Source organism: Oleiphilus sp. HI0079, assembly GCF_001635105.1.
Map to the genome: position 1 here is coordinate 1 of NZ_LWFT01001061.1, position 12443 is coordinate 12443.

Here is a 12443-nt window from a genome sequence, read left to right on the forward strand (position 1 = left end):
GGCGAGATGGGCTCGAGATTGCGGGATGGGTGGGTAATCAGATTACGGATCAGCCGATGAGCTATATTGAGGAGAATGTCGCTACGCTTAGGTCGGCACTGGGCGCGCCCTTTATCGGTGTCGTTCCTTATGAAACTGAGCCTCGTGCTGAAAAGTTTAGTAACTCTTTGGATATAAGTTGTTTAACTGTGTAAAAAACGCCTCCCAAACTTGCCTTGAGGTAAGTGTTTTGCTTAAATAAAAACTGTTCAATTAATAACCTATTTTAGGTTTGGTGCATTATGAATGTAAACTCAGTGATCGATGTAGGGTTGTCTGGTGTTCGGCAAGGTATCGAAGGAGTTGAGAAAACTGCTTCTGATATTGTTCGTGCCGGCGCAATCGACGGTGCTGTGGGTGCAAATGATGCAGCAGAATCGATCGTCGAGTTACGGCTTTATCAACGTTCTGTCGAGGCATCTGCGCAAGTAGTGCGCACTGCTGATGAAGTGCTTGGTACGCTTCTCGACACGATGGCCTGATCCGCCCCTCTCGTTTCTATAGAATTTTCTGATTCGTTCCCCTCAATGATGCAGAAACTAACTCTCTGCGCTATTTTTATGATCTCAAATCCGTTCACATTTTTCTAAACCCAAAGCTTGACAAAGCATATAAGCAAACGTATGTTTCAAACACTCGTTTGATTTAGAGTTCAGTCGGGCAATTCCCATGTGTGATTTGCTCATTAAATCCAATAGTTTTCAAACGAAACCGATTAAATTTGAGGTTAACGTTATGCCAGATTATAAAGCTCCCCTAAGAGATATTAAGTTCCTTATGGACGAAGTGCTTGATAGTGAAAAGCACTATCAGAATATTGGTGCTACTGAAGCGACGCCGGACATGGTTGACGCAATTGTTACTGAGGGAGCGAAGTTTTGTGAAGAAGTTCTAGCCCCAATTAACCAAAGTGGCGACCAAGAAGGTTGTACTTGGAGCGAAGACGGCGTTAAGACTCCCGCTGGTTTTAAAGAGGCGTATCAGCAGTTCGTGGAGGGCGGTTGGCCTTCGATGAATGCTCCTGTAGAGCATGGCGGCCAAGGCTTGCCTGAGTCTATTAATATCATCCTTAGCGAAATGATTGGTACATCAAACTGGTCTTGGGGTATGTACCCAGGTTTGTCTCATGGTGCGCGCGCGACACTAGAAGAACACGGTACCCCGGAGCAGCAAGAAACGTATCTCACCAAGCTAATTTCGGGTGAGTGGACCGGTACGATGTGTTTGACTGAGCCTCAGTGTGGGTCCGATCTAGGTATTCTAACTACGAAAGCGGAGCCTAATGCAGATGGCTCTTACAGCATCACTGGTACTAAAATATTTATCTCTGCTGGTGAGCACGATATGGTGGACAACATTGTTCATATCGTACTAGCTCGTCTTCCTGGTGCTCCAGAAGGTACTAAAGGGATTTCGCTTTTCATCGTCCCTAAGTGCCTGCCGGATACTAATGGCGAGGCTGGTGAGCGAAATGCAGTTACGTGCGGCTCAATTGAGCACAAGATGGGTATACATGGTAACGCGACTTGTGTGATGAATTTTGATGGTGCAAAAGGTTGGTTGATCGGTCCGGAGAATAAAGGTCTTAACTGCATGTTCACATTCATGAACGTGGCCCGTATTGGTACCTCTATTCAGGGTCTTGCGGCTGCTGAAGGTTCCTTCCAGGGAGCACTCGCATATGCGAAAGATCGTCTAGCAATGCGTTCGCTTTCGGGTCCTAAGAATCCTGAAGGAAAGGCTGACCCAATTATCGTTCACCCAGACGTGCGCCGTATGCTTTTGACGCAAAAAGCGATCGCTGAAGGGTCACGTGCAATGATTTACTTCGCGGCTCAACAAGCCGACCTTGTTCAGCATGGTGAAGGTGAAGAGCAGAAGGCTGCTGATGAAATGCTTGGTTTCTTAACGCCAATTTTGAAAGCGTTCTGTACTGAAGCGGGTTATGAAGCTGCAAACCACGGTGTTCAGGTTTTTGGTGGTCATGGCTTTATCCAAGAGTGGGGCATGGAACAAATCGTTCGAGATACGCGTATTGCGCTTCTTTATGAAGGAACGACTGGTATCCAGGCGCTTGATCTGTTGGGTCGAAAAATTCTAATGTCTCAAGGCGCGTCGCTGCGTAACTTTACGAAGCAAGTGCACAAGTTCTGTCAGGCAAACGAAGACAATGCCGAACTTAAGCCATTTATCGAAAAGCTTTCTACTCTAAACAAAGAGTGGGGCGATATTACGATGAAGGTTGGCATGACTGCCATGCAGAATCGCGATGAAGTGGGCGCTGCATCTGTAGACTTCTTGATGTATTCAGGTTACGTATGTCTAGCATACTTCTGGGCACAGATGGTAAAAGTTGCTCAAGAGAAGCTAGCTTCTGGTACAACTGAAACAGGCTTTTATACGGCTAAGGTTCAGACTGCCAAGTTCTATTACGACCGTATCTTGCCGCGTACAGCAGCTCACGCTCAGATGGTTCTCGCTGGTGGTGAGTCGATTATGGCAATTGACGAAGAAAACTTCGCTTTCTAATTGTCTGTTAGTTTAAAAAGCCCGCTTCGCGGGCTTTTTGCGTTAGAATACGCGACAAATTCTAGACCGAAGAATGCTTAAGTTAATTGACTAGGCATCCGTAAAATACTTGAGGGAAATTACATGGCAGATTATAAAGCGCCGTTACAAGATATCCGCTTTGTTATGAACGAAGTTTTCGAAGCCGAGCAGCTTTGGGGTTCGCTTGCAGGTACGCAAGAAGTGATTGATATGGAGACAGCAGATGCGATATTGGAAGAGGCTGGAAAGATTACAGCATCACTGATTGCGCCATTAAGCCGCGAAGCGGATGAAGAAGGCTGTCACTTCGACAACGGTAAAGTGACGGTCCCTAAGGGGTTCGTTGAAGCTTACAAAACGTTCGCAGAAGGTGGCTGGTCAGGCCTAACCGGTAATCCTGTTTATGAAGGTATGGGTATGCCCAAAATGCTGGGTGCTCAGTATGAAGAAATGCTTTACTCGGCTGACATTTCATTTGGTCTGTATGTTTGCTTAACTTCAGGTGCTGCGCTTGCTATCGATGCGCACGCTTCAGAAGAGCTAAAGAATAAATATTTGCCCAAGATGTACTCAGGAGAGTGGACTGGCGCAATGGATCTCACCGAGCCGCATTCCGGAACCGATTTAGGCATGATTCGCACTAAGGCAGAGCCAAATGCCGACGGTTCGTACAGTGTGACTGGTACTAAGATTTTCATTACCGGTGGTGAGAATGACCTTACTGACAATATTATTCACTTGGTCTTGGCGAAGCTTCCAGATGCTCCGGCCGGCTCAAAGGGTATTTCATTGTTTCTTGTGCCTCGTAATAAGGTTGATGACAACGGCGTTGTTGGTGAGAACAACAATGTTTCGTGTGGTTCGATCGAACACAAGATGGGGATCAAGGCGTCTGCTACTTGCGTTATGAATTTCGACGGTGCGCAAGGTTGGCTTGTTGGTGAGGTAAACAAGGGCCTTGCAGCGATGTTTACTATGATGAACTACGAGCGATTGAGTGTTGGGATTCAAGGTATTGGTGCTGCAGAGCGCTCTTACCAAAACGCGCGTGAATACGCGCTAGATCGAATTCAAGGCCGGTCGGCGACAGGTCCTGTTGCAACAGAGAAACAAGCAGATCCTATTATTGTGCATGCTGATGTCCGTCGCATGTTGCTAACGATGAAAGCGTATACAGAAGGTAGTCGTGCATTTTCAACATATGTAGCTCGTTTTCTTGATATCGCTAAGTTTTCGGATGATGCGGAACAAGTAAAGAATGCCGATGCAATGGTGGCTCTTCTAACACCTATAGCTAAGGCTTATATGACCGATCGGGCCTTAGATACATGTGTCGCTGGCCAACAAATTTTTGGTGGTCATGGTTTCATCCGCGAGTGGGGCCAAGAACAGCTAGTACGTGACACTCGTATTACCCAAATCTATGAAGGTACCAATGGCATTCAAGCGATGGACTTGATGGGGCGTAAGATTGTCGCCAACGGCGGTAAGCTTTTTGAGATCTTTGCGAAAGAAATCGCTGAGTTCATTGAGCAGGAGTCTGGTAATCCTGCATTGGCTGGTAAGCTTGAGCAGTTAGCCGCAGCTGTTGAACGTTTAAGCGATGCGACTGAGCACGTTATAACGTCTGCGCAAGGTGATGCAAATGCTGTTGGTGCTGCTGCTGTTGAGTACTTGGATATGTTTGGATTGACGGCGTATGGCTATATGTGGGCGCGCATGGTTAAAGCCGCAGCTCCAAAAGTAGAACAAGACGTCTTCTATGCGAGTAAGCTCAAGACCGCTAACTTCTTCTTTAGCCGTCTGTTGCCAAAAACCGTCTCTTTGCTCGAGACTATTAAGTCTGGTAGTGACGACACTATGTCGCTAGCGGCTGAAAACTTCTAAGTTTAAGCTGGTAAAGACGAAAAGCCGCTCAATTGAGCGGCTTTTTTATATCTTTATATTCCGAGTTTGGCGCCGCATATTTGGAGTACAGCGTCTTCAATCAGGATCCAGTGGGGAAGAGCGCCGACCCCGCCTTTTATGCTCTGATCTGCTTGCTTGAGAAGCTCAAGTGCTCGATTCGCTTGATTTACGCTAGTGTGTGTGGCCGCGCGTACATAGTCTTGCTGCTGGTTTGGAAAAATCCGGTTCTTCTTGAAATGCGCTTCAACTCGATTTCGTTGCCCGACTAAAGGTAGAAGGCCTGCAATGACGCGAACATCACGAGCCAGTGGCCATAAAACTCCTAACGGTTGCGCGCCCTCAGCTTTGAGATGATGCAAAATGTTCACAGCATCATGAGTGCGTATCTGGAGCATTGCTTTTGAGAGATCGTATGCATCGTACCGGGCGGAGTCTTTCACCTCTTCGAATATCATACCGACGCTGATTGGGTTTGTTCCGTGCAAAAGTAACAGTTTATCGAGCTCCTGTTTTGCCGCAAGTGGGTTGCCCTCAAGTCTTGACGACAGAAGTTGCAGTGCATCATGCTCAATATTCAACTTTAGCTTGTGTGCACGCTGCCGCATGAAGCCAAGGGTTTCTTCAGGCTTGATTGGCCAAACCTGTATTATTGCACCTTTGTTATCGAGCGATTTGCACCACTTAGAGTTAAGCGCGTTTCTATCAATTTTTCCCGACTCTATAATTAGTACAGTGTCGTCAGGAGCGGATTCTAGAAACTCTACGAGCTTCTTGCTTCCGACGACCCCTGGTTTACCATTTGGCAGCTTCAGTTCGATGATTTTTTTGGTTGCGAAAAGGGAAAGGGAGCCGGCCTCCTCAAGCAGAGCCTGCCAATCAAACTTTTGGTCAGCGTGAAAAACCTGTCTTTCTTCAAAGCCCTGCTGTCGCGCGGTGCTGCGTATTTCGTCAACGGCTTCTTGGATTAGTAGCGGTTCATCTCCGGTGACCAGATATACAGGTTTGAGCGGAGCCTCTAGATGTGAGCGTAATTGTGCTGGTTTAAGCCGCACGTCTCAATTACCGATACGAATAAGAGTTAGTTGTCGAATGATCTCTTGCGCTAGACTTTGATCTAGAGCTTTTGTGATCGCCGCTTGCTCTCGGTCTTTTGCGAGTAATTCAGATGAGCTATGGCGATATATACGTCGAGCACTGATTTCGTTCGTGTACTGGGATTCATCGCTTGCGGATTCTTTGAGCGAGAACTTTAAGGAGCGAGTCAGTTCGTATTCATCCGCCGTTGCGTCTTGATTCAACGTAAACACGCGTTCTTTTGCTTCGATACTAAAAACTCGAAGCTCAAAAAGCGCGTCTTTTGTCATTGTCACTTTGTGGCTTGCTAGCTCCCTTTCCAGTTCCTGACATAAATCCCAAGATGAGGTTTTATCGCAACTAAGGCTTACCTCGCTAAAGCCTAGAGAGTCCAAGTCTGCGGTGCGGACATGAAACCCGCACCCTTGAAGCGTTAGAGATATAGAGATCGCGATGCCCGCTCCTATTTTACAGAGCGAGCTGCGGATTTCGTTCGATCTAGTTTGCAACTATGTTTACCAGTTTGTTGGGGACAACAATCACCTTACGGATTGTTTTGCCCTCAGTAAAGCGCAGGACGTTCTCATCGGCTAGCGCCAGCGCTTCAAGCTCGTCTTTGCCGATATCAGCAGAAACCGTAAGCTTTGCTCTCACTTTGCCATTTACCTGAGCAACAATCTCTTGGGTCGTTTTTACCATCGCTGACTCATCAAAGCTTGGCCAGGTCGCACCTAAAATGTTGTCTTTGTTTCCTAGCTCTTCCCATAATGCGTGACAGATATGCGGCGTGATAGGCGCTAACAAGAGTGTTGCGGCTTCGAGGGCTTCGTGCGTTACAGCTCGGCCTTGCTCACTAACGTCGACAAATTTACTTACACTGTTCATTAATTCCATAACGGCAGCAATAGCGGTATTGAAAGTCAGCCTTCGGTCTAAGTCGTCACTGACTTTTTTAATCGTTTCATGCGTTTTTCTTCGAAGTGCTTTTTGCTCATCGTTGAGCATGTCGGCAACCAGTGCTGCATTGCCACCGTTTAGCTTGTGTTCGTTAACGGCTTTCCATAAACGCTTCAAGAAGCGATTCGCGCCCTCGACGGCATTATCAGACCATTCTAGAGATTGTTCTGGTGGAGCAGCGAACATCATAAAGAGTCGAACGGTATCGGCACCAAATTGGTCGATAATTGTTTGCGGATCGATGCCGTTATTCTTTGATTTGGACATCTTGCTCATGCCGGCACTTAGTAATTCTTTGCCGTCTTTTTTGTGCACATAACGTATCGTTTTGCCTTTCTCATCAGTCTGTGTCTCAACGTCTGTTGGAGAAATCCAGACTTTGCCACCTTTTGAGTCTTCTTCATAAAAGCTCTCGGCGAGCACCATGCCTTGGCACAACAGTCGTTTGAATGGTTCGTCACTGTCGACCAGCCCGACATCTCTCAGTAGCTTGTGATAAAAGCGCGCGTAAAGCAGGTGCAATATGGCATGCTCTATGCCGCCAATGTATTGGTCAACAGGAAGCCAGTAATTCGCGGCTTCAGGGTCAAGCATTTGCTCTTCGCTGTTTGGCGAACAGTAGCGTGCGTAATACCATGACGATTCCATGAATGTGTCAAATGTATCGGTTTCACGGAACGCAGTTTGTCCATCATGGCTTGTTTTTGCCCAAGCTGGATCACTTTTTATAGGTGATTTTACGCCATCGAGCTCAACGTCTTCGGGTAGGGTAACGGGAAGCTCTTCAAGCGGCGCAGGGATTTCCGTACCGTCTTCAAGATACTTCATGGGGATCGGTGCACCCCAGTAACGTTGCCGAGAAACTCCCCAGTCGCGCAATCGATAATTTACTTTGCGACTACCTGTGTCTTCTTCTTCGAAGCGCTTAGCTATAGCGTCAAATGCTTCTTTGGAGCTAAGTCCTGTAAATTCGCCAGAATTTACAAGTAAACCCTTTTCAGTAAAGGCGCATTCATGGATATCAAGGTCCTCACCATCTTCGGATGCAATCACTTGTTTAATCGGCAGCTTGTATTGCTTGGCAAATTCATGATCACGTTCGTCGTGCGCTGGCACGGACATAACAGCGCCTGAACCATAATCCATTAACACAAAGTTGGCGGCCCACACGGGTACTTCTTCGCCCGTAATAGGGTGAATAGCTTTGAAGCCGGTCGGTAGGCCCTGCTTTTCCATCGTGGCCATGTCGGCTTCTGCAACCTTGTTTTTCTTACAGCTTTCGATGAATTCTCGAAGATCTGTGTTCTTCTCTGCGGCTGCAATTGCGAGCGGGTGTTGCGCGGCCACGGCGACGTAGGTGACGCCCATTATCGTGTCAGGGCGTGTGGTATAGACGCTCAATGAGTCATCGGAATCCTTGATTTTGAACGCGAACTCAAGGCCTTCCGAGCGGCCAATCCAATTGCGTTGCATCGTCTTTACTTGCTCGGGCCACTCATCAAGCTGATCGAGGTCTGTTAGAAGTTCTTCGGCGTAATCGGTGATTTTGATAAACCATTGCGGAATCTCTTTACGCTCGACAATTGCACCAGAGCGCCAGCCGCGGCCATCGACCACTTGCTCATTCGCGAGAACCGTTTGATCGACAGGATCCCAATTTACGGTCGCGTTCTTTTTGTACACCAAACCCTTTTCGTAAAGCTTCGTGAAGAACCACTGCTCCCATTTGTAGTATTCAGGGCGGCAAGTTGCAAATTCACGATTCCAGTCATACCCAAAGCCTAGTTGCTTAAGCTGGCTCTTCATGTACTCGATGTTTTCGTATGTCCATTTGGCGGGTGCAACACCGTTTTTTATCGCGGCATTTTCAGCAGGCAAGCCGAATGCATCCCAGCCCATTGGTTGCATCACGTTTTTTCCAAGCATGCGCTGGTAACGAGAGACAACATCCCCAATGGTGTAGTTTCGAACATGCCCCATGTGAAGCTTACCGCTAGGGTAAGGGAACATGGATAAGCAGTAGTATTTTTCTTTGCTAGGGTCTTCTGTTACAGCAAAACTGTCGTTTTGCTCCCAGTATTCGCGTGCGCTCTGTTCGATGTCTTTTGGAGAGTATTGTTCTTGCATATTTCTTCTTAACTTCGCTATACAACGCGGGCTCTTGGAGTAAACCCGCGTAAAAAAATGGGCCGCATAGTTTATCTTAGTTTTTGCGGTGCGTGTAGCTGTTCAACAGCTCATTGAAACCAAATATGGAAGCGGATCGCAATCTTAGACAGATCTTTGGAGCTAAAGGCTCTGTGCTTTATTGCTATTGCTCCTCCAGCGAAGAGATACACCGATGAAAACAGTAAATATACACAAGATCTGAATCGGCATTGATCCAACTCGCGAGAACGGGGTTTCGCCTTCATATATTCGAACTTGCCCTTCTAGAGTGCCTTGGGAAAACTGCGGAATCTGCTCTTCGATTTGTCCCTTAGTATTAATGATTGCGGTTACTCCGTTATTCGTTGCGCGGACCATGTAACGTCCGTTTTCGAGAGCGCGTAAGCGGGCAAGTTGCAGGTGCTGAAGAGGGCCAATTGATTCACCGAACCACGCGTCGTTGCTGATCGTTAGTAGGTAATCGGCTCCGATCGAGCGATTTGCGACGAAGTCTGGGTACACAACCTCATAGCAAATAAAGGGAGATACACTGAAACCGTTAACACTCAGCATACTTTGGTTTTCTTCACCTTTGCGAAAGTTCGACATAGGAAGGTCAAAAAACTCAATTAGGCCGCGCAATACGTCTTGCATAGGAACGTACTCTCCAAACGGCACGAGCTTCTGCTTGTGATAGATGCCTTCGCCATTTCCTATTGCGAGCACGCTGTTGTGTATGACCGTGCTCTTTGTTTCGGAATCCCACCCGCTATAGGGAATGCCAGTGACGATCGTGGCGTTTTGAGCCTCGGCTTTTCGACCAAATTGGCTCAGCAATGGCCTTGCTGAAGTGTAAAAAAGAGGTACGGCGGTTTCTGGCCAGAAAATCACGTCTTTATCTAAGTGAGCCTCGGTCATTTTTCGAAGTAAATCGATTGTTTTGGGGCGTTGGGTGCTTTTCCATTTTAATTCTTGAGGAATGTTCAATTGGATCAAAGCGACTTCCTGCAGCTTTCCTGTTGAAACCGTCCAGTTTTTGTCCTTCAAAAGATAACCCGGAGTCCATAGCGCTATCAAAAGGAGTGTTACAAGCAAGGCGGTACGGTGTTGTCGATCAATGCTGAGCGCAACTAAGGCGCCGGAGGTAATACTAAGTATGAGGGTTGTTCCGTAGCTGCCAATCAAGGGTAGCCATCCGGATAATGGGCCATCAAGCTGTGAGTCGCCGATAAACAGCCATGGAAAACCGGTGAGGAACACGCTGCGTACTAAGTCGTTTCCCACCCACAGTGTCGCAAAGAGAAGCACGTTAAAACCCAAATACTTGGACTTTAACTTCGAATAGAGCCAAAACATGAAACCATGAAACAAACCCAGTGCGGCAACAAAGAATAACGTAAGGAAACCGGCTAATGCTGGAGGGGCATTGCCGTAAGTGTTGATGCTGACATAAACCCACGAAGCGCCTGAGGCAAATAAGCCGAAACCAATCAGCCAACCATGATAAAAGGCGCTCTTGGGGCTAAGGTAGGAGTTGGGGTCGAGCGCTTTCGTGAGGGCTAAGAACAAAACCAGAGAGCCTATGCTGGCCACCCAGTAGTCGTAAGGGCTCAGCGCAAGTGTCTGTAGGGCGCCCGATAAAAATATAGCGACCGATAGAATGAGTGCGCCTCGCATGGTTTCCTTCTTATTGTTTTTGGGCGAGCGCGTGTTTCGGCGCTCGCTCTTGTTGTGTCTCTCAAGCGTTAAGTTTTTCTAACTTTAATAGCCTGACGGTTCGACTATCGGCGTTCAGTACAGTGATCTTAAAACCTTCGAATCGAGTCTCATCGCCTCGGTTGGGCAAGCGGCCAAATCGTTTGATCGCGTACCCACCAATCGTATCGAACTCATCTTCTGGAACCTGAACATCAAAATACTCGTTAAACTCCTCGATCGTTGTGAGTGCTTTTACAGTAAACTCTTTATCGCTAAGCGTTTTGATGTTGGTCTCTTCTTCGATGTCATGCTCGTCCTCAATCTCGCCAACGATCTGTTCTAGCACGTCCTCGATAGTGACGAGTCCTGACGGCGTACCATATTCGTCTATGACAATTGCCATATGGTTACGATTTCGCTTGAAGTCTTTGAGCAGTTCATTCAATCGTTTGCTTTCCGGTATCTTCGAAGCAGGGCGAAGCAAATCTATCACGGCGCTTCGTCTCAATTCGCCCTTTAGAGCGAGAGGAAGGAGGTCCTTCGCGAGTAGGATGCCTTCAAGCTCATCATCTGAGTCTCCAAACACGGGGAAGCGTGAATGTGCAGATTCGATGATATCATCAATATACTCTTCGGGGTCTGCATCTGCGTTCACGGTAATCATCTGGGAGCGCGGTATCATGACTTCACGCGCCTGCATTTTGGTAACCTGAATGGCACCTTCAATAATGCTCAGTGCGTCTGCGTCCAGAACGTTTCTTTGCTCTGAATCTCTTAAGATTTCAAGCAGTTCATCAACGCTATCAGGTTGATCAGAAAATGCTTGCGATATGCGTTCTAGCCAGCTTTTCGAAGCTGGCTCGCTACTGGGAGTGTCGTCGTTCATTAGTTGAACTAGTTTGCCTCTTGGGAATACGGATTTGCGTAGCCTAATTCATGGAGAATCTTAATTTCAAGTCCTTCCATCTCATCAGCCTCAATATCATCGATGTGGTCATAGCCTAGTAAGTGCAGAACGCCATGTACTGTCATGTGCGCCCAATGCGACTTTTCATCTTTGTTTTGTTCTTTAGCTTCAGCGTTAACCACTTGGGCGCAGATGATTAGATCGCCTAACAGATCAAGCTCTATGTGTTCTGGCGCTTCAAAAGGAAAAGAAAGCACATTCGTCGGCTTGTCCTTGTCACGGTAGTTGGCATTTAGCTCTTGGATCTCGGGCGTATCGACGACGCGGATAGTCAGTTCAAAGTGCTTGTCGGTTGCCATAAGGGCGGCGAGTGACCACGCTTTGAACTCTGCATTACTTGGCACGCCAGTATAATTGGTAGCGACTTGCAGATCTAAATCAATGCTAGCCATTCTTTTGTCCTTTCGAGTCGAAACGATCGTATGCTTCAACAATGCGTTGCACAAGCGGGTGACGGACGACATCTTTAGAGTTAAAGCTCGTTACGCTTATACCCGCTACACCGCCAAGGATATCCATGCATTGTGATAATCCGGATTTTGCTCCTTTAGGGAGATCTGTTTGGGTGATATCGCCAGTAATGATGGCTGTAGAGCCAAAGCCGATCCGGGTTAAGAACATTTTCATTTGCTCGGGCGTTGTGTTTTGGCTCTCATCTAAAATGATGAACGCGTTGTTGAGTGTTCTTCCTCGCATGAACGCAAGCGGGGCAATTTCTATGACGTTCTTTTCAATCAGGCGAGCGACTTGTTCGAAACCAAGCATGTCATACAGAGCGTCATAAAGAGGGCGCAAATACGGATCGACTTTCTGCGCAAGATCGCCCGGCAAGAATCCTAGCTTCTCGCCGGCTTCCACAGCAGGGCGAACTAATAGAATACGTTTAACCTCTTCCTTTTGCAGTGCTTCGACAGCGCATGCCACGGCTAGGTACGTCTTGCCGGTACCGGCGGGCCCAATGCCAAAGTTGATATCGTGCTGTTTAACCCGCTGTAAATAGAGTATCTGGTTCTGGTTACGCGCTTTCACCTGAAGCTTGGGTGTCTTGATGATAGCGTGGATGTCTTCGACTGGCTGGGCAGTGGCAATATCCTGAGAGGCC

Annotated in this window: 10 protein-coding genes and 1 pseudogene; 4 read left to right on the plus strand and 7 right to left on the minus strand. The window is 47.4% G+C overall.

Features of this window, described 5'->3' with window-relative positions:
- The 4 genes and pseudogenes from A3750_RS26385 to A3750_RS18955 form a co-directional block, all read left to right on the plus strand.
- A pseudogene (locus tag A3750_RS26385) lies at positions 1-194 on the plus strand (dethiobiotin synthase); the annotation flags it as partial.
- Between the two features lie 87 nt (positions 195-281).
- On the plus strand, positions 282-521 hold the full coding sequence (locus A3750_RS18945) for a hypothetical protein (RefSeq protein ID WP_068452255.1): 240 nt from the start codon (positions 282-284) through the stop codon (positions 519-521).
- 253 nt (positions 522-774) lie between these two features.
- A complete protein-coding gene (locus tag A3750_RS18950) occupies positions 775-2568 on the plus strand; it encodes an acyl-CoA dehydrogenase C-terminal domain-containing protein (protein ID WP_068452273.1) in 1794 nt (597 codons plus the stop codon).
- 123 nt (positions 2569-2691) lie between these two features.
- A complete protein-coding gene (locus A3750_RS18955) occupies positions 2692-4476 on the plus strand; it encodes an acyl-CoA dehydrogenase C-terminal domain-containing protein (protein ID WP_068452258.1) in 1785 nt (594 codons plus the stop codon).
- 53 nt (positions 4477-4529) lie between these two features.
- Here the strand turns inward: A3750_RS18955 and holA are convergent, their stop codons facing one another.
- The 7 genes from holA to A3750_RS18990 form a co-directional block, all read right to left on the minus strand.
- Entirely contained in the window at positions 4530-5549 is a 1020-nt protein-coding gene (holA, locus tag A3750_RS18960; protein WP_068452261.1) for a DNA polymerase III subunit delta, read from the minus strand.
- Between the two features lie 3 nt (positions 5550-5552).
- The gene (lptE, locus tag A3750_RS25070) at positions 5553-6080 is read right to left on the minus strand and encodes an LPS assembly lipoprotein LptE (protein ID WP_082863036.1); all 528 of its coding nucleotides are present in this window, start codon (positions 6078-6080) and stop codon (positions 5553-5555) included.
- Positions 6070-8655 (minus strand): leucine--tRNA ligase, encoded by a 2586-nt coding sequence (gene leuS, locus A3750_RS18970; RefSeq protein ID WP_068452267.1) that lies wholly within the window; start codon positions 8653-8655, stop codon positions 6070-6072. The genes lptE and leuS overlap by 11 nt, the downstream gene beginning before the upstream one ends.
- Positions 8656-8817: 162 nt before the next feature.
- On the minus strand, positions 8818-10353 hold the full coding sequence (gene lnt / locus A3750_RS18975; protein ID WP_068465911.1) for an apolipoprotein N-acyltransferase: 1536 nt from the start codon (positions 10351-10353) through the stop codon (positions 8818-8820).
- A gap of 61 nt (positions 10354-10414) precedes the next feature.
- Entirely contained in the window at positions 10415-11260 is an 846-nt protein-coding gene (locus A3750_RS18980) for an HlyC/CorC family transporter (protein WP_068457284.1), read from the minus strand.
- A gap of 8 nt (positions 11261-11268) precedes the next feature.
- Positions 11269-11733: an rRNA maturation RNase YbeY gene (ybeY, locus tag A3750_RS18985; protein ID WP_068457286.1), complete on the minus strand. Its 465-nt coding sequence runs from the start codon at positions 11731-11733 to the stop codon at positions 11269-11271.
- A partial coding sequence (locus tag A3750_RS18990; RefSeq protein ID WP_156498746.1) for a PhoH family protein occupies positions 11726-12443 on the minus strand: 718 nt, incomplete at its 5' end. The genes A3750_RS18990 and ybeY, both read right to left, overlap by 8 nt.